Source organism: Kitasatospora sp. NPDC040550 (assembly GCF_055594965.1).
The window spans coordinates 12,901-31,383 of the sequence record NZ_JBVIWC010000013.1; the positions used below are offsets into that span (position 1 = coordinate 12,901).

Below are 18,483 nucleotides of genomic sequence, written 5' to 3' on the forward strand. Positions count from 1 at the left end.
CGGGCCGATCGGTCAGTGGAGCTGGGTCCGCTCCACCGGGCGGCCCGGGTGCCAGTTGAGGACCCACAGGGCGTCGCCGTCCAGAGTGGTGTGCACCACCTGCTGGAGATCCAGCCGGAAGAGGTGGAACGGGGTGGGCGGCGGCTCCGGCAGGTCGGCCGCGAAGGCGGCGAGCTCGTTCTCGTCGGTGACCTCCACCGCGCGGCCGGAGAGCTTGGAGTCCCCGCCGGCCATGGTCTCGTCGCCCGGGTGGGCGTGCAGCGCGAACCGCGCGTCCCGCTGGAGGTCGCGCGCCTTGACCGCGCCGTACATCGACCCGAGCCAGGCGTCGGCGCCGACGAAGTCGACCTCCGACCCGCTCACCCGGGGTGAGCCGTCCTTGCGCAGCGTCGCCAGGACGTGGTGCTTGTTGGCGTCGAAACGGGCCCGTACCAGGGCCGCGAGTTCGGGTGCCTCGTGCTCGAAATCCTGCCAGGTAGCCATGGCGCCAGTCTGGCACCCGGCACCGACGACCGCCGGGTACGAACGGTGCCGCACGGCGGGGTGCGGTGGGCGGGCGTTGTCGGTGAGCGGGCGTTGTCGGTGAGCGGGCGTTGTCGCTGGGCGGACGTTGTCGGTGGGCGGTGCCAGACTGGCGGGGTGACCACCACGAGCTCATCCGCTTCCACGGACGCCTCGAACGCCTCCACCCGGTACATCGCGTTCCTGCGCGCCATCAACGTCGGCGGCCGCACGGTGAGGATGGAGCGGCTGCGGGCGCTCTTCACCGAGCTGGGGCTGGGCGGTGTCCGCTCCTACATCCAGACCGGGAACGTCTTCTTCCACACCGACGAACCCGACCGGGCCGCCCTGACCGCGCGGATCGAGGCGCACCTGGAGCAGGCGCTCGGCTACCCCGTGCCGGTGCTGCTGCGGACGGTCGACGAGGTGGCCGCGCTGCTCGCCGCCGAGCCGTTCCGGGGCGTCGAGGTCACCCCGGACGTCCGGCTGGTGATCGCCTTCCTCTCCGAGCCGCTGCCGGCCGAGCTCGCCGGGCCGCACCGCTCGCCGAAGGGCGACTTCGAGGTGCTGGGCACCGATGCGGGCGCGGCGTACGTGGTGGTCCACCTCCAGGACGGCAAGTGGGTCACCAAGGAGATGTTCGGCACGTCGTACCGGGGCGCGGTGACCTCCCGGTTCCTGCACACCACGGAGAAGATCCTGGCCGCCGCGCGGAAGGACTGACGGCCCGGCCCGGGCGGCGGACGGACGGTATTCGGGCGGCGGACTGACGGGCGGGAAGCCCCCGGGCGGAGTGGGAACCGCGCAGGTGGAGCGGGCGTCTGTCGCTCAGTGAGGTACGAACCCCGCGCCGGGAGCCCGCGCGATCTGGACAGTCGAAGCCGGTCGAACCGACAATCGGGCCATGACGCAGCCTGAGCTCCCCACCGGCGCCGTCCGGCCGTCCGACGCCGAGCGGGACCAGGCGCTCGGGCTGCTCCGGGACGGCGCGGGCAGCGGCCGGCTGTCGCACGACACCTTCCTCGGCCGGATGGACATCGTCCTCCAGGCCACCAGCCGCGACGAGTTGGACGCGGCGGTGGCCGGGCTGCCCACCGGCGGGCCGGTCGAACGCTTCGTCCTGCGGACGGTCGGCCGGGCCTCCGCCTTCGGCACCCGGCTGAACCGGGCCTGGCGCACCGAACGGCTGCCCGGGCTGAGCCTGCCGCAGGCCGGGGCGGGGCTGCTGACGATCGGCCGGATCCCCGGTTCGGGGCTGCGGCTGCACGACGCCTCGGTCTCCCGGCACCACGCCGAGTTGCGGCACGAGAACGGCGGTTGGGTGCTGTACGACCTCGGGTCGACCAACGGCACCCATGTGAACGGGCGGCGGATCGCGGGCGGGATCCCGGTGCGGCCGGGCGACCAGGTGCGGTTCGGGAACCTGGAGTTCCGGCTCGCACCGCACTGAGCCGCGGCGGTACCGGGCCGACAGCGGCCCCGGGTCAGTGCGGGAACTGCCGGGGCGGCCGCTGGCTGGGCAGCTCGTCGCGGAACTCCTCGATGAGGCTGGAGATCTGGCGGGTCACCACGGTGTGCTCCAGCCGGTCCAGGTAGCGGTTCTCGGCGGCCAGCGCCTCGACCGTGACCCCGAAGTAGAGCGTCATCAGCGGATTGACGAAGAGCTGCTCGCCCTTGGTCCGCTCGGTGAACTGCACGTCGCCGAACTCGCCGCGCAGCGCCGCCGCGACCGAGCCGTTGACGATGCTGGGGTGCTTCGGGAAGGCGGCCCGGGCGTGCTCGACGGCGTCCAGGTAGAGCGCGCCCTCCCGGCTGCCGCGCGGGATGGAGAAGGCCCCGAGGTAGCCGCCGGCCCGGTCGATCGCGGCGAGGTTCTCCAGCACCAGGGCGTGGTTGACGCCGTGGTGGGCGTCGATGCCGAAGCCCAGGCAGGCGACCAGCCGCTCCGGCACCTCGGACAGGCCGGCCACGGCGGCCAGGCTCGCCATGTCCTCCTCGGGCGTGCCGAGTCCCGTCTCGTCGCCGCGCATCAGGATGTCGGTGCCGCCGTCCACCAGCAGGACCGCGTCCACGCCCAGGTGGGCGACCAGTCTGCGGTAGGCCTCGCGGAGCAGTCTGACGCCCACCGTCGGGAAGGCCCACACGGTGTCGGGCATCCCGTGCAGCCGCAGCCAGCGGGCCAGCGTGCGTTCCGGGAAGTAGCCCTCGGGGGCCGGGGTGTCGGGCCCGATCCTGGCCACGTCGGGCTCGTGCCAGACCTCGCCGGGCAGCCCGTAGAGGTGGGTGAAGGAGAGGTTGGCCAGGTGCACGTCCTTGCCGGCGGCCCGCAGGGCCAGCGCGATCGGCAGTCCGGCGTAGACGTCGAAACCGCCGCCGGCGCCGGCGATCAGGATGCGCTCGGCGGCCAGCAGCCGCGTGATCAGCGGAGGTTGCAGCAGAGAGGTCACCGCCGGACGGTAGCGCACGGGCGGTGACCTCGGCCCGGAATTGTCAGTGCCGGGTGCCAGGATGCGGACATGACCCAGGATGCCGGCACGGCCCAGGACACGGCGCTCACCCCCGACGTGCTGCTCGAAGCCCAGGAGCGGGCTCGCGAGTTGATCCGGTGCGGCTTCCAGGAGCCGGACGAGATAGCCGAGTCCCTGGTCGAGGTCCTCGACGACCAGGGGCTGACGCAGGAGGAGGCGGAGCGGATCGTCGCTCCGCTGTGGGAGGAACGGCTGGCCGAGCAGGCCCGCTGGCCGAAGGTCACGGACGTGGACCGGCTGGAGCAGGCCTTCGACCTCCTGGAGGACCAGGGCATCGTCGCGGCGATGGACTTCACCTGCTGCGCCGCCTGCGGCTACGCGGAGATCGGCGGCGAGGCGGCGGAGGACTCCCGGGGCTTCGTCTTCTTCCACCAGCAGGACACCGAGGCGGCCGCGGCCGGGCGCGGGCTGATGCTGCGCTACGGCGGCTTCCACACCGGGGAGGAGCCGGACGGGGCCGCGGAGCAGCGGACGGTGGAGATCGGCCGGGCCGTGGTGGCCGCGGTGGAGACGGTCGGCCTTCCGGTGGAGTGGGACGGCTCGCCGCACACGGCGATCCGGGTCGCCCCGCTGGAGTGGCTCAACCGCCTGCCGGAGTAGGAGCGGCCGCGCGCCGGGGAGCGCTGCGGGCTGAGGTCATGGCTCCGACGGTAGGGGGTGCCGGGCCGGGCGCCATCGACCGCCGGCGGTACGCCTCCCCCGGTCGGACCCTCGGGGCGGGGGCTGCCTCGACCCCGACGCGGACGGGTCGAATCCCCCAGGGAGCAGAAGGAGTTGAGGACACTCGTCGACAACGCGCCGACCGCCGGGCAGTAGCTCGACGACGGCTCCGACGCGGCTCGGCCGGTGGGGCATATGTCCTCGGCACGTGCCACGCGCGTAGATCGACGGCCCGCGAAAGGACCCGGCGCTCAGTCGACCAGGCTCCCCAGACCGCCGCCGGCCACGCCCTCGCCCGCCGCCCCCCACAGCGGCGCGGTGCAGCGCTGGTAGGTCGCCTGCCAGTGCGGCCAGTTGCGGGCCACATCGTCGTCGCACTCGGCGAGCAGCCGCTCGACCAGCACCGGGTCGACCCCGTCCAGCAGCCAGGCCAGCGCGTCCGCCGTACCCGGGCCGTCCGCCCCGCGCAGCAGGTCGAGCAGTTCGGCGAGGCCGCCGAGCCGGGAGCTGTCGGCCACCACCAGCTCCATCCGGGGCAGCAGCTGCCGCTCCTCGATCCGCAGGTGGGTCTCCAGCCGGGCGGCCAGGTCCTCCATCGCGTAGGCGACCGGCCAGGCGCTGCCGGTGTCCCGGCTGGCGATCCGGACCAGCGTGGTGACCCGGGTGAAGGAGTGGTCCAGGTTGTGGTGGTCGGCCTCCAGCCAGTTGAGCAGCAGGCGCAGCTCGGGCGCGAAGCGCCGCACGATCGGCCAGATCCGGGTGTCCTGCTGCTCGTGGTGGCAGGTCAGCATGGCGGTCATGAAGGTCCAGTGCCGCAGCACGGCCTCGCCCTTGTCCTCCTCGTCGGGCTGGAGCAGCCGCAGCGCGTTGGGCAGCCGCGCGAGGTCCCGGCGCAGGGCGGCGTGCACCAGCCGCAGGCCGGCGAACCGGACGGTGACCGGCTCCTCGTCCGTGGCCGGCCCGTACGCGTCCCGGGGGTCGACTCCGGGCTCCGCCTGGGCGGGGACGGAGACGGCGGGCGGGGGCAGCAGGTGGATCGGCATGGCACTCTCTTCACGGCTGGTGAGGACGGAGGGGCGGCCGGTGAGGACCGCCCCATCCAAGGTGCTCGCAGTCGATCAGAAGCGAATCAATGTCCGATTGACGCGCAGGTCACGGGCCTGCGCGGGGGTGGGGGCGGCTGCTGCGACCGCCCCCTCCCGAGGCCCGGATCACTCCGAGGCCGGGCCCTCCAGGTTGGCGCTGAGCCACTGCAGGGTGTCCGGGATCATCTTCTTGAAGTCCGAGGTCAGGTGCTTGCCGCCGGGCTGCTCGTAGTACTGGATGGTCACCGGGGCGACGGCCTTGGCCACCCAGCTCTTGACCAGGTCCTTCTCGTAGCCGTTGGCCCCGCCGGCGGTGACGTACATCTTCACGTCGGCCTTGCCCTGGGTGATGAGCAGGTTGGGGTTGTTGGCCGCCTTCTCGGCGTCGTGGCCCTTCCACAGCCCGGAGTCCGGGACGAAGTAGCCGTCGATCGGCACGGCGGCCTTGTAGACGTCCGGGTACTGGAGGGCCATCTTGGCGCTGCAGAAGCCGCCGGTGGAGGCGCCCATCACGCCCCAGCTGTCGCGGCCCTTCAAGGTGCGGAAGTTGGCGCGGACCCAGGCCGGGATGTCCTCGGCCATCCAGGTGCCCATCTTCGGCTGGCCCGGGATGTCGGAGCAGTCCAGCGCGTTCTTCTCGTCGCTGTTGAAGTTCTGCACCGGCATGATCATGATGAACGGGTGGGCCTTGCCCTGCTTGGCCAGCTGCTCGTCCGCCTCCTGGATCGGCAGCTGGTTGTCGGTCCAGGTGTTGTAGCCGTTGCTCTGGCCGCCCGCGTAGAGGGTCAGCACCGGGAAGCCGGTCTTGGCGAACTTGGGGTCGTTGTACTCGGGCGGCAGCCAGACCCAGACCTGGCCGGTGACGCCGGACTTCGCGCCGGTCACCTTGGTCATCATGATCGGGCCGGCGCCGGTGTCCCGGACCTTGTTGAGGCTGGCGGCCGGGCCGGTCGGCATCAGCACCTTCCCGCCGCCCGGGGTGGGCTGGTCGGCGGTGGGCGTCCCGGGGACGGCGCTGCCCGTGGCGCTCGGACCGCCCGTGCCGGTGGTCGCCGCCGGGGTGCCGTCGGCCGAGGAGCCGTTCCCCTTCCCGCCGTCGGACCCTCCGCAGGCCGCGAGCGAGGCGGCCAGGGTGAGCACGGCGGCGCCGGTCAGGACGGCACGGGAACGGGACGACTGCCTAAGCACGGTGAGGACTCTCCGACCGATGTCGCGCCCGGTCCGTCTGACCGGGCGGCGGCCCCCCGGTGGGGCCGGACAGGCCCGGGGGCGCGGGCGCTGTGCGGTCCCCGGAGCAGTGGTGCGCCGTCCGTCGCGGAAGGGCACCTTCCTGCGATCTTATGACGTGGCCCGGGGCGGGCCGGTTGCGAGGTGGCCACCGGAAATCCAATGTTTGTTCGCGATCAGGTAAAGGCCTTCACCGGGCCCGCCGGACGGCGGGGGCCGTACGGCGGGGAGCACGGGCACCGGCCCGTCCGGCCGTCCGGGTTTTGGATGCTTTGCCCAGTGACGGTGGCCCGCACATTCGCAACGATCGCTCCGGCACGCTCTTCGAGCGGGTCCGGGAAGAGTGTGACCGTACCGGTACCGAGCCACCGAGCACCGAGCACCGGGCCACCGAGCCACCGAGGAGAGCGCCATGCTGGAGCAGATCGCCGTCGTCACCGGAGCCGGGAGCGGCGTCGGCCGGGCCGTCGCGGTGGAGCTGGCCGCGGCCGGCTGGCGGCTGGTGCTGGCCGGGCGCCGGGCCGAGCAGCTGCACGGGACGGCCGCGGCCTTCCCGCCGGGCGTGCTGCCCGCCGACGTGGTGCCGACCGACGTCACCGACCCGGCCGCGGTGGACGCGCTGTTCGCGACGGCCGTCGGGCACCACGGCCGGGTGGACCTGCTGTTCAACAACGCGGGGACCTTCGGCCCGGCCGTCCCGGTGGACGAGCTGGCGGTCGAGGACTGGCGGGCGGTGGTCGACCTCAACCTGACCGGCGCCTTCCTCTGCGCCCGGGCCGCCTTCCGGCAGATGCGGGCCCAGTCCCCGCAGGGCGGCCGGATCATCAACAACGGCTCGATCTCCGCGCACGTCCCGCGCCCGCAGTCGATCGCCTACACCGCGACCAAGCACGCGGTGACCGGGCTGACCAAGTCGCTCTCGCTGGACGGCCGCCCGTACCGGATCGCCTGCGGCCAGATCGACATCGGCAACGCGGCGACCGACATGACGGCCGCGATGAGCGCCGGGGTGCGGCAGGCCGACGGCCGGATCGCGCCCGAGCCGACCATGGACGTGGCGGACGTGGCCCGCACCGTGCGGCACATGGCGGCACTGCCGCTGGAGGCCAACGTGCAGTTCGCCACCGTGATGGCGACGGCGATGCCGTACATCGGGCGGGGCTGAGGCCTGCCCCCGGGAGCCCCCGGGAGCCCCCGGCAGCGGGGCGCTCACTCGTCGTTCGAGTAGCGGTACCGCAGCCCGCCGTCCCGCCGCTCCAGCCGGTAGACGCTGGTGGTCGGCCAGTACTCGCCGTCCGCCACGACGGGCAGTTCGGCGCGGAGCACCATCCGCAGGGCGGGCGGCGGGGCGGCGGCGTGGACCCGCTTGCGGTGGCCGTCCCAACGGCCGCCGCACAGTTCGAGGTCCAGGACGAGGGGAGCGGTGCTCATCCCGTGATGGTGTCAGCGCCGCCCCCGCCCGGGAGGTTTGAAGCGGCGCGGCCACTCACACGGGGGACCCCCGTCAGCCGTGGGCTGACGAGGGTCCCGGGGAGAGCAGGGTGCGGGCGAGCGGCATGCGCGCGGGCAGGGTGCGGGCGAGCGGAGTGCTACGGCCGCCAGGTGTCGTTCAGGGTGACGTTCCCCGAGCCCGGCGCGGTCGCCGTCCGGTTGGCGCCGGACTCCCAGGTCACCGCCCCGCTCGCGTCCTTGCGCAGGTACTTGTACTGGAAGGACGTGCCGGCCGGCAGCGAGAGCGCCAGCGACCAGACCGGGTACCCGGCCGAGGACAGCGGCAGCGCCTTGGCCGGGTCCCAGCCGCCGAGCGCCGCGGCGTCGCCGACCACGTACAGGTTCTGCCCGTTCGAGGTGGTCGCGTTGACGTTGAAGGAGGCGCCGGACACCGCCGTGCCGGGCTGGACGTACAGCGCCACCGCGTCGCCCGCGCCGACCGTCGCGGTGAACTGCCCGTTGGCGCCGACCTGGTAGGTCGGGCCGGTGCAGCCCCCGCCGGGCTGCGGGTCGCCGTGCTGGACGTCGCAGTACGTCCCGGCCGGCAGCCCGGTCTGGAAGGTCTGGGTGATCGCGCCGCTCTCGTGGTTGATCGCGACGTAGCCCCGGTTGCCGCGGCCGAAGGCGATCGCGTTGTTGCCGTTGGACCACCAGTCGGTCACCCCGGTGCCGGCGACGGCGTTGCGGAAGCCGACCATGTTGGCGATCTGCCGCCAGGCGTGGGTGCAGTTCCAGCCGTCCTGGTAGCAGGCGTTGACGGTGCCGCCGTTGGGCGGGCCGTCGTCGTTGCTGGTGAAGCCGTAGCCCGAGTAGACGTTGGGCGAGCCGTAGGTCGAGGCCAGCAGGAAGACGTTGGCCAGGGTGTAGGTGCTGCCGTAGGTGTAGTTGAGGGTGGAGCCGTTGCGCTCGGTGTCCCAGTTGTCGACGAAGCTGCGCGCCTGGTTGCTCGGCAGGTAGCCCCAGGAGGCGCCCCAGGTGCTGAGGTTGGCGAGCTTGTCGCCGGTGAAGACGCGCTTGAGGTCGGTGCCGACCCGGAACTCGTCGACGTCGCCGTTGCCGGTGTACTCGGTGGGCTGGACGGGCTCGCCCGCGCCGTAGATGACCTCCTGCACCCAGTAGGCGTTGGGGTTGGCCATCTTGGCCTTGATCGCGGCGAGGTCGGTGGCGGCGATGTGCTTGGCGGCGTCGATCCGGTAGCCGTCGACGCCGAGCGAGCCGAGGTCGTCCAGGTAGTGGGCGATGGTGGTCCGGACGTGGTCGCTGCCGGTGTCCAGGTCGGCGAGGTTGACCAGCTCGCAGTTCTGGACGTTGCCGCGGTCCTGGTAGTCGGTGATCGGCTGGCGGCAGGTGTGGAAGTCCTGGTCCTGGTACGTGCCGGGATAGTTGTACTTGGTGTACGCGGTGCCGCCGGTGCCGGTGCCGGAGCCCGCCGTCATGTGGTTGACGACGGCGTCGGCGATCACCTTCACCCCGGCCGCGTGGCAGGTGTCGACCATGTTCTTGAAGGACGTGCGGTCGCCGAGCCGTCCGGCGATCCGGTAGCTGACCGGCTGGTACGAGGTCCACCACTGCGGGCCCTGGATGTGCTCCTGGGGCGGCGACACCTCGACGAAGCCGTAGCCCTTCGGGCCGAGGGTGGTGGTGCAGGCCTGGGCGACCGAGTCGAAGCGCCACTCGAAGAGGGTGGCGGTGACGTCCTTGCCGTTGTTCGCGGGCGGGGCGGCCTGCGCGGCGGGGGCGCCGAGGGCGGTGCCGAGCGAGAGGGCGAGCGCCGCCGAGGCGGCGAGCGCGCCGGCCGTACGGGCGGGCCTGCGGGTGGGGGTGGTGACCACGTTGTCTCCTGGGGGTGGCTGGGGTGGGGGCAGCCGGGGGCGAAGCTGCAAGAAGCTTCTGTAACTTGCCGGAAACTTGCAGCGCTGAACCTAGGGCGACCGGAACAGACCGTCAAGGTCCCAGGAGATACGTTTCTGCATCGCCGTGGGGCAGCACCCGGCCGGAGCCCGACCGAAGCGCGGCCGGGGCCTTCTCCGAAGCGCGGCCGGAGCCCTTCACGAAGCGCGGCCGGAGCCCGCTCCGGAGCACGACAAGGGCCCGGCGGCCGGAGCCCTTCACGAAGCGCGGCCGGAGCCCGCTCCGGAGCACGACAAGGGCCCGGCGGCCGTAGCCGCCGGGCCCCTCACCTGCCCTGGTTCACCGGTCCCTCAGGAGCCGGTGCGACCTCAGCCGGTCTGGACGGAGGTGTCGTCGATCACGAAGCTGGTCTGCAGCGAGGAGTCCTCGGTGCCGGTGAACTTCACGGTGACCGTCTGGCCCGCGTAGGCCGAGAGGTCGAAGGTGCGCTGCTGGTAGCCGGCCGCGGCGTCCACGTTCGAGTAGGTCTTGAGCGTGGTGCCGTTGACCGAGACGGCCAGCTTGTCGTACGCGGTGCTGCCGGTCTCGGCGGTGTCGACGTGCAGCCAGAAGCTCAGCGTCGCCTTGCAGCCGGCCGGGATGCTCACCGTCTGGGACAGCGTGTCGGTGTGGGTGCTCCCGTAGCCGTCCAGGTACGCCTTCCAGCTACCGCCGTGGGACGGCTCCGAGGAGCTGTTGTCGATCACGCCGCTCGACGCGGTCCACGGCGACGCCGTGCCCGTCTCGAAGCCCGGGTTGCCGAGCAGCTGGGCCGGGGTGCAGGAGCCGCCGCCACCACCGGTGACCGTCCAGGTGAAGCTGGTCGTACCGGACTTGCCGGCCGAGTCCTTCACCGTGACCGTCACGTTGGAGCTGCCCGCGGCGGTCGGCGAGCCGGTGATCACACCGGTCGAGGCGTTGATGGCCAGGCCGGCCGGCAGCCCCGTCGCCGAGTAGGACAGCGGCGCCGTCCCGCCCGAGGCCTTGATCTGCAGGTTGACCGAGCCGCCCACCGCGGTGGACTGGTTGCCCGGGCTGGTGACGCTGACGCCGCCCGGGTTGGGCAGCGAGCCGACGTTGACGGCGGCCCAGGCGGTGGCGACCGCGTTGTACTCGGCGCTGTTGGCGCCGTACAGGTCGGTGGCCGCGTTCAGGGTCGCGGTGCGGGCGGCGGCGTAGTCGGTGGTGGAGGTCATGTAGGCGGTGAGCGCCTTGTACCAGACCTGCGCCGCCTTGTCCCGGCCGATGCCGGAGACGGTGATGTTGTTGACCGTCGGGCTGTTGTAGCTGACGCCGTTGATCACCTTGGCGCCGCTGCCCTCGGCCAGCAGGTAGAAGAAGTGGTTGGCCACGCCGGACGAGTAGTGCACGTCCAGGTTGCCGACGCCCGAGTACCAGGAGTCGGCCGAGGTGCCGTCCTTGGAGGGCTTGTCCATGTAGCGCAGCGGCGTGCCGTTGCCGTTGATGTCGATCAGCTCGCCGATCAGGTAGTCCGGCACGTCCTTCTGCAGGTTCGCGTAGAACTCGACCATCGTGCCCATGATGTCGGAGGTGGCCTCGTTGAGGCCGCCGGACTCGCCCGAGTAGTTCAGGTTGGCGGTGGCCGAGGTGACGCCGTGGCTCATCTCGTGGCCGGAGACGTCGAGTTCGGTGAGCGGGTGGGTGTCGCCGGAGCCGTCGCCGTAGGTCATGCAGAAGCAGCCGTCGTCCCAGAACGCGTTGACGTAGCCGGTGTCGTAGTGCACCCGGCTCATCGCGCCGACGCCGTCGTTCTTGATGCCGTTGCGGCCGAAGGTGTTCTTGTAGAAGTCCCAGGTGACGGCGGCGCCGAACTGGGCGTCCACGGCGGCCGACTCACGGTTGCTGGCCTGGCCGTTGCCCCAGGTGTCGGAGGACTTGGAGAACAGCGTGCCGTTGCCGGAGGTGCCGTTGTTCATGTCCGTGGTGTACTGGCCGCCGCGGGTGGCGTCCTTGAGCGAGTAGGTGGAGCCGCTCTGGGTGGTGGTCAGCGGGACGGTGCCGACGAAGACGCCGTTGCCGGAGCCGCGCTTGATGCCGTCCGCCTTGCTGAGCACGGCACCGGTCTTGGCGTCGGTGACGACGTGCAGCTTGCTCGGGGTGCCGTCCGACTCGCGGCCGTTGACCACGGTCTCGTAGGCGAGCTTCGGGGTGCCGTCGGCGGCCCAGACGACCAGCCGGGGCGCGCCCTCGACGGTGCCCTGCTCGGCGGCGAGCGCGGCCTCCTGGGCCTTCGGCGCGGCCAGTGCGGGGGTGGTGTTGACGCCGGCGAGGTTGGCCTCGCTGGCCTTGGTCACGCTCTTGGTGGCGCCGGTGGCGTCCTGGTGGACGATCAGGTCGCCGCCGAGGACGGGGAGTCCGGCGTAGGTGCGCTCGTAGCGCAGGTGGCGAGCGCCGTTGGCGTCCTGGACGACGTCCTTGGTGACCAGCTGCTCCTTGCCGTCCAGGCCGAGCGCCTGGGCCAGGGAGGCGGTCTGCTGGTTCGCCGAGGCGATCAGCGCGGCCCGGCTGGCCTGCTGGGTGGCGACGGCGGTCGGCGCGTCCGGAGCCGCCTGCGCGATCACCGGTATGCCGGTGACCAGCAGCGCGGTGGTGGCGGCCATGACAACCGCTGCCTTCCGGACGTGGGCGTGACGTGACATGCGGACTCCTTTTCCGACCGGCAGACCGGGTGGATCGACTCGGCGTGCGCGGTGGAGGGACCTGGGCCGCGGTTGCGGCGCAGTGGGGGCCCCCGCCGGGTGCAACGGGGGTGCGGTTGCAGTGCTTTGCGTTGCTTTGCGTTTGCGTCGGCGTTGCAGTGCGGTGCGGTGCGGTGCTCGCACGTCGTGCAGGGTTCGTTGCAAGGTCGGGAGGCGCTGCACCTGAACTCGGGCAGCTGCACCGGGGGGTGGGGCCCCCTCGTCTGCAGCCGGAGGAATCGTGGCAGCAAACGCGCCGTTAATGACAGATGCATGCCACCGATTGGCCGATTAATTACCGAAACCGTATGCACGACGCTTAGTCAGTTGTGTTACGGCATGACGAAGTCTTGAACACGGTTTTCATGCCCCCGGCAAAGTTCGATCACCACCGGAGGTGACTGACCAGCGGTCAGGGCCGGTGCCCGCCCCGACCGGGGCCCGGCAGCGCCGCACCGGGGCGGCACGTCACACTTCCGGCCGTGCCATCGCCGGTTTCCGGCCATTCCCCGGCCGGAACGGAACCGGGCCCCGCAGCGCCCGGCCGGAACGGAACCGGGCCCCGCTCCGCCCGGACGGCGGTGCGGGGCCCGGGAACCGGGGCCGGCGGGATCAGCCCTGCACGAACACCGCCACGGTGCGACCCGGCACGGTGAACGTGCCGGTGGCCGGGTCGAAGCCGGACTGCTGCACCACCCGGTCCACCCCGCCCGCCTGGACGGGGTGCAGCGCCTGGCTCGTCCCCTTCGCGGCGGCCACGGTCTGCGCCTGCGCGGTGGGCGTGGCGTTGAAGACGACGGTGATGCCCTTCGCCGCCCCCGCCAGCCCGGTACCGTCCAGGTGCAGGGTGATCACCCCGGGCGTCTCGCCGGGCGTGCCGGAGAGCGGGTACGACAGCCGCTGCTGGACGTCGGCCAGGGTCGGCAGCGAGAACAGCGGCGAGGACTGCTTGATCCGCAGGAACTCCTGGAACTGCGCGGTGGTCGCCCGGATGTCGGCCGCTCCCACGGTCAGTCGCGGGTTCGCCAGCAGCGGCCCGGCGGTCGGCCAGAGCTCCTGGTCGTCCTTGGCCGGCGGCAGGCCGCGGCCCCAGCCGTTGCCCTGCGAGGCGTCCCAGTGGATCGCGTTGAACCAGTCCCCCGAGTCATAGGAGTTGGAGTCCAGCGACTTGGAGCGCAGCAGGTCGCTGCCCGCCTGGGCGAAGCCCGCGCCCTGGGTGAGCGCGGTCAACGACAGCCCGAGCGCCTGCATCCGGGCCCGGTCGGCGGGCGCGGTGGTGGTCGGCAGCTTGTACGCGAGCGCGTCGAACAGGTCGGTGTTGTCGTGGGCGTCCACGTACTCCACCGCCTCGCCCGGCTTCGCCGCGTACCCGGTCGGGGAGCCGTTGTAGTCGACCTGCGCCCCGGTGACGGCCTTCCCCGAGCTGTCGGTGAAGGAGTAGCCGGCCAGGTTGCCGGTGAGCCCGACCTTCAACTGGTCCATCTGGTGCAGCAGTCGGGCCTTCTGCTCCTGCGGGCTGCCGTTCGCGGCCGAGCCGTTGGGGTCGGTGTACAGGCCCGAGGCGAAGCCCTGCTGCGGCGCGGAGCCGAGCATGAAGTTGCCGCCGCGGGCGGCGTCGCGGAGCCGGTCGTCGAAGGTGGCGATGCCGGTACCGGCCATGTTGGCCTGGGTGGCCTGCGGGAACCGGGCGTTGTTCGCGACGGTGCCGAAGTTCCAGCCCTCGCCGTAGAGGAAGACGTTCCTGCCGTCCACGCCGTCCGACTCGGGCGTCATCTTCCGCAGCGCGGCCTGCACGTCCAGCATGGTGGACTTCGGGTCCAGGCCCATCAGGTCGAAGCGGAAGCCGTCGACCTGGTACTCCCTGGCCCAGAGCGTCACCGAGTCGACCACCAGCCGGTTCATCATGGCGTGTTCGGGCGCGGTGTCGGCGCAGCAGCTGTCCGTCGTCACCTTGCCGTCGGCGTCCAGCCGCTGGTAGTAGCCGGGCACCACCTTGTCGAGCACCGAGTGGTCGGCCTGGCCGGCGGCGGCGGTGTGGTTGTAGACCACGTCCAGCACCACCCGCAGTCCGGCCGCGTGCAGCGCCTGGACCATCTGCCGGAACTGCACCGTCCGGGCCGTGCCGTTCGGCTCGGTGGCGTACGAGCCCTCCGGCACGTTGTAGTGCAGCGGGTCGTAGCCCCAGTTGTAGGCGTCGTCGGCGGCCACGGCCGCCACGCACTCCTGCTGCTTCGGGCCGTCCGGGGGCAGGGACTTGAGGTCGCAGGCGGGCAGCTTCTGGTCCGCCCGGTTCTCCCGGATGGTGGCGATGTCGAAGGTCGGCAGCAGGTGCACCGTCGTCACCCCGGCCTTGGCGAGGTCGCGCAGGTGCCGCATCCCGGCCGAGTCGGACTCGGTGAACGCCAGGTAGGTGCCGCGTTCGGCGGCCGGGACGCTGGTGTCCTCCACCGAGAAGTCCCGGACGTGGAGTTCCTGGATCTGCTGCTGCGCGGGCGGGACGGCCTTCGGGCGGGCCTGGTCGTCCCACCCGGCCGGCTTGAGCTCCTTGGCGTCCAGGTCGGCGACCAGGCTGCGCCTGGAGTCGGTGGAGAGCGCCACCGAGTACGGGTCGGTGACGGTGTTGACCACCAGCTGCTGCACCGAGGGCGCCCAGACCTTCACCTGGTACAGGTAGTACTTGCCGTCCAACTCCTTGCGGTCCCGGACGACTTCCCACACCCCGGTCTCGTCGTCCAGCTTCATCGGCAGCGTCCGCGGGGTGCCCCCGGTGGCGCTGTCGAAGACCTGGACGGACACCTGCTGGGCGGTCGGCGCCCAGAGCGAGAGGGCGACCTTGCCGTCGTAGTGGGCCGGGCCGAAGTCCACCTTGCCGGTGCGGCGGGCGTACAGGTCGTCCAGTGCGCCCGGGGTCTGGACCCCGGTGCCGGCCAGCACGGCGCCGCTGGGCAGGTGTTCGGTGAACAGCAGCTGGCTGCGCAGCGCGGCCGGGACGCGCGCGGTGTCCCGGTTGTCCACGGTGAAGGCCCGGTAGCCCGCCAGGTGCGGGTACGCGGCCTTCTGGGCGTCGGTCAGCCCGCCCGCGACGGGGGTGAGCCGGATCCAGGTGCCGGGCTTGGACAGCACGCCCTTGTCGGCGCGGATGCCGCCCTCGGGGTCGTAGACCAGCTGGGCGCTGGTGCCGCCGGCCAGGGCCTGGTCGGTGGCGCCGTAACCGGCGGGTACGACGACGGTCCGCGCGTCGATCCACTGGGCCCTGGCGCTGCCGAGGTCCAGCTGCGAGGCGGCGGCCGGGTTCTGCGGCAGCAGGTAGCCCTCGCGGCCGCCGAGGATCCACACCTCCTTGCCGTTGACGGCGAAGTCCAGCCACTGGTCGGCGGGCAGGTCCTTGTCGTTGCCGTTGTGCAGGATGTAGCTGAGGCTGGTCGCCCCGGGGGCGAGCGGCACCTCGAAGACGGCGCCGAAGGCATCGCGGCGCACCGGCAGCAGCGGCTTGCCCCAGTCGGTGGGGGCGGCGGCGCCGGTCCAGTCGTGCAGGCCCCAGCCGTCGTAGTTCCCGTCGGCCCGGTTGTAGTGGATGACGGCGGTGTCGGCGGGCGGGCTGCTGGTGGGGCCGGGGTTCGTGGTGCGGACGGTCGGGTCGCCCTGCTTCAACCACACCTCGCCGCTGCTGCCCAGGTCGAGGTGGCGGTCGGCGTCGACGTCCTTGGCGCCGTTCTTCTCCACGATGAAGCCGAGGTCCGAGGCGCCGGGCTTGAGCCGCACGTAGGCGAAGGCGCCGTACGCGTCCCGCCCGGTGAAGGGGTGTCCGGCGGGCCAGGTGGTGCCCTCGCCGTCGGCGAGGTCGCCCCAGGCGTACAGGTTCCAGCCGTCGTAGTCGCCGTCCGGCCGGTTGTAGTGGACGACGGCGTACGGGCGGGCGCCGGCGGTGGGCACCGGCTTGGGCGCGGGGGTGCCGGTGGTGAAGCTCGCGGTGGCGGAGCGCAGGTGGCCGCTGGAGTCCTGGACGACGGCCTTGTAGCGCACCACCGTGCCGGGGGCGACGGCGCCCAGGTCCTGGGTCACCGCGTACGTCCCGGTGTCGGCGGTGCCGAGCGTCTGCCACGGCCCGTTGCCGGTCTGGGCGGCGAAGGTCACCCGGTCGAAGCCGCCGTCCGTCTTCGCCCCGATCGTCACGAGCCCGGTCGAACCGTCCGCCGGCGGCCGCACCGACAGCTGTGGCGCGGCGGCGACCGGCGCGAGCCGGGCGCCGGCCTTGAGGACGACGGAGGACAGCGCCGGAACGGTGACGGTCACCTTGCGGTCGGCGCCGCTGGTGATCCGCGATCCGGCGGCGGGGTAGACCGGGTCGAAGCCCATCCCCGCCGAGAAGGTGTCCAGGGTGACGGTCTTCGCCTCGGTGGCGTTGTTGACCGCCACCAGGTACTCGACCTGCTGCGCGGCGTCGATCCGGGAGAAGGCGTACACGCCCGGGCCGTCGGCGGCGTAGCGCTGGATCTGCGCGCCGTCGGCGAGCGCCGGGTTGTCGTGGCGCAGCTTCGCCAGGCCGGCGATGCCCTGGTAGAGCTCGCCGCCCTGCCCGTACCGGTCGGCCGCCCCCGAGGGGCCGCCGAGCACCCGGTCGGCGTTGTAGGAGGGCGTCTTCGAGGCGAACATGTCCTGCCGGGCGTCCTTGTCGCCGCCCGCGCCGGTGAAGCCCTGCTCGTCGCCGTAGTAGACGACGGGCTGGCCGCGGGTGAGGAACTGCAGCTCGTTGCCGAGCCGGTCCTTCTTGAGCAGGGTGGCGTCGTCGGCGCCCGGGTTGTCGGCGAGCAGGAAGGAACCGAAGCGGCCCATGTCGTGGTTGCCGAGGAAGGTCGGCAGCTCGTAGGCGTCGGTGTCGGCGCTGGTGTAGCGGTAGTCCTGGCCGTAGACGTCGGCGAGGTCGCGCGCCGAGCCGCCCTGGGAGACGTACGAGCGGGCCGCGCCCTGGAACGGGAAGTCCAGGGTGGCCTGGAGCTTGCCCTTGGTGACGTAGGGCGAGGTGACGGCCGGGTCGCCGGAGTAGACCTCGCCGAACATGAAGAACTTCTTGTTGCCCTGCTTGGCGGCGAAGTCCTTGAGCGCGGGCGCCCATTGCTGCCAGAAGGCCATGTCGACGTGCTTGACGGTGTCGATCCGGAAGCCGTCCACCCCGGCGTCCTTGACCCACTGCTGGTAGACCTGCTCGAAGCCCTTGACCACCTTGGGGTTCTGGGTGTCGAGGTCGTCCAGGCCGTTGAAGTCGCCCTCGGTGGCGGACTCGCCGACGAAGGTCGAGTCGCCCCGGTTGTGGTAGAGCGCCGGGTCGTTGAGCCAGGACGGGGTCTTGGCGGTGGCGTCGGCGGGCTTGCGCAGGACCGGGGTGTAGGGGAAGGAGTCCTTGGTGATCTTCGGCCAGGGGGCGCCCGCGTCGGCGACCGCGGTCTCGTCGACCGGGTTGCCGTCCGCGTCGAGGGTCGGGTAGGCGCCGGTGGACCGGTAGGAGTGCTGCTGTTCCGCGGCGTCGATGACGTCGGCGGTGTGGTTGGTGATGACGTCGAAGAAGACCTTGATGCCGCGCGCGTGCGCCTTGGCTATCAGCTCCTTGAGCTGGTCGTTGGTGCCGAAGTGCGGGTCGACCTGGGTGAAGTCGGTGATCCAGTAGCCGTGGTAGCCGGCCGAGGCGTCGGCCCCGCTGCCCTGCACCGGCTTGTTCTTGAAGATCGGGGCCAGCCAGATCGCGGTGGTGCCGAGGTTCTGGACGTAGTCGAGCTTCTGGATCAGGCCGGCCAGGTCGCCGCCGTGGTAGAAGCCCTTGTCGGTCGGGTCGAGGCCGTTGTCCAGCCGGGCACCGGTGATGCCGCCGGTGTCGTTGGCGGTGTCGCCGTTGGCGAAGCGGTCGGGCAGGACGAAGTAGAACTGCTCGCGGGTGAGGTCGTGCCGTCCGGCGGTGGCCGCCAGGGCGGCGTCCGAGGGCGGGGGCGGCGGGGCGGCGGCGAGGGCCGCGGGGGCGCCGCCGAGGGTGGCGGCGGTCAGCGCGGCGGCCAGCAGGACGGCCGTGCGGCCGGGTCTGCGGGCGGGTCCGCGGGGAGGACTGCTCCGTCGGGGGCGGAGCGGCGTATCGGCCACTGAGGGGCTCCCTTAGGGGAAGGGGCGATCGATTTCCCAGGAAGCTAGCGGCCTGCAATCTGTTTCAGCAAGATGCAGAAAGCGTTTCGTCCCGGGAAATTCCAGGCCACCGGCCCGCCCGGCCACCCCGGTTACGCTCGAACGGCCGAGCGCGTGACAATGGGACGTATGTCCGTCCCACCGGTAAGCACCAGACCCGACCGCACCCCCTACCCCGGTGGGATCCGCCCCCTACCCCTGGAGGGGGACAGCCGGTGAAGAATCCACTTCCAGAGG

12 protein-coding genes are annotated in these 18,483 nt (G+C 72.1%); 4 read left to right on the forward strand and 8 right to left on the reverse strand.

Annotated features, from left to right (window positions below; translation table 11 throughout):
• Positions 1 to 12: 12 nt before the first annotated feature.
• The gene (locus tag ACZ58X_RS20185) at positions 13 to 483 is read right to left on the reverse strand and encodes a pyridoxamine 5'-phosphate oxidase family protein (RefSeq protein WP_470334983.1); all 471 of its coding nucleotides are present in this window, start codon (positions 481 to 483) and stop codon (positions 13 to 15) included.
• Between the two features lie 156 nt (positions 484 to 639).
• Here ACZ58X_RS20185 and ACZ58X_RS20190 point away from each other — a divergent pair, with 156 nt between their 5' ends.
• Together ACZ58X_RS20190 and ACZ58X_RS20195 are read left to right on the forward strand one after the other, a co-directional pair.
• The gene (locus ACZ58X_RS20190) at positions 640 to 1,224 is read left to right on the forward strand and encodes a DUF1697 domain-containing protein (RefSeq protein ID WP_470334984.1); all 585 of its coding nucleotides are present in this window, start codon (positions 640 to 642) and stop codon (positions 1,222 to 1,224) included.
• A 181-nt stretch (positions 1,225 to 1,405) separates the two neighbouring features.
• Positions 1,406 to 1,951 (forward strand): FHA domain-containing protein, encoded by a 546-nt coding sequence (locus ACZ58X_RS20195; protein ID WP_470334985.1) that lies wholly within the window; start codon positions 1,406 to 1,408, stop codon positions 1,949 to 1,951.
• 34 nt (positions 1,952 to 1,985) lie between these two features.
• Here ACZ58X_RS20195 and ACZ58X_RS20200 read toward each other — a convergent pair whose 3' ends face one another.
• Positions 1,986 to 2,948, reverse strand: coding sequence for a DUF1152 domain-containing protein (locus ACZ58X_RS20200; RefSeq protein WP_470334986.1), 963 nt, complete (start codon positions 2,946 to 2,948; stop codon positions 1,986 to 1,988).
• A gap of 69 nt (positions 2,949 to 3,017) precedes the next feature.
• On the opposite strand from ACZ58X_RS20200, the gene ACZ58X_RS20205 reads away from it, so the two are divergent.
• Entirely contained in the window at positions 3,018 to 3,629 is a 612-nt protein-coding gene (locus ACZ58X_RS20205) for a DUF6891 domain-containing protein (protein ID WP_470334987.1), read from the forward strand.
• A gap of 311 nt (positions 3,630 to 3,940) precedes the next feature.
• On the opposite strand, the gene ACZ58X_RS20210 is transcribed toward ACZ58X_RS20205, so the two are convergent.
• A complete protein-coding gene (locus tag ACZ58X_RS20210; protein ID WP_470334988.1) occupies positions 3,941 to 4,732 on the reverse strand; it encodes a hemerythrin domain-containing protein in 792 nt (263 codons plus the stop codon).
• 168 nt (positions 4,733 to 4,900) lie between these two features.
• Positions 4,901 to 5,962, reverse strand: coding sequence for an alpha/beta hydrolase (locus ACZ58X_RS20215; protein ID WP_470334989.1), 1,062 nt, complete (start codon positions 5,960 to 5,962; stop codon positions 4,901 to 4,903).
• A 451-nt stretch (positions 5,963 to 6,413) separates the two neighbouring features.
• On the opposite strand from ACZ58X_RS20215, the gene ACZ58X_RS20220 reads away from it, so the two are divergent.
• A complete protein-coding gene (locus tag ACZ58X_RS20220; protein WP_470334990.1) occupies positions 6,414 to 7,166 on the forward strand; it encodes an SDR family oxidoreductase in 753 nt (250 codons plus the stop codon).
• 44 nt (positions 7,167 to 7,210) lie between these two features.
• Here ACZ58X_RS20220 and ACZ58X_RS20225 read toward each other — a convergent pair whose 3' ends face one another.
• The 4 genes from ACZ58X_RS20225 to pulA form a co-directional block, all read right to left on the reverse strand.
• Entirely contained in the window at positions 7,211 to 7,432 is a 222-nt protein-coding gene (locus tag ACZ58X_RS20225) for a hypothetical protein (RefSeq protein WP_470334991.1), read from the reverse strand.
• Positions 7,433 to 7,590: 158 nt separating this feature from the next.
• Positions 7,591 to 9,324, reverse strand: coding sequence for a carbohydrate-binding module family 20 domain-containing protein (locus tag ACZ58X_RS20230; RefSeq protein WP_470334992.1), 1,734 nt, complete (start codon positions 9,322 to 9,324; stop codon positions 7,591 to 7,593).
• 387 nt (positions 9,325 to 9,711) lie between these two features.
• A complete protein-coding gene (locus ACZ58X_RS20235; RefSeq protein ID WP_470334993.1) occupies positions 9,712 to 12,042 on the reverse strand; it encodes a M4 family metallopeptidase in 2,331 nt (776 codons plus the stop codon).
• 651 nt (positions 12,043 to 12,693) lie between these two features.
• Positions 12,694 to 18,207: a pullulanase-type alpha-1,6-glucosidase gene (pulA, locus tag ACZ58X_RS20240; RefSeq protein WP_470334994.1), complete on the reverse strand. Its 5,514-nt coding sequence runs from the start codon at positions 18,205 to 18,207 to the stop codon at positions 12,694 to 12,696.
• Between the last annotated feature and the right edge of the window lie 276 nt (positions 18,208 to 18,483).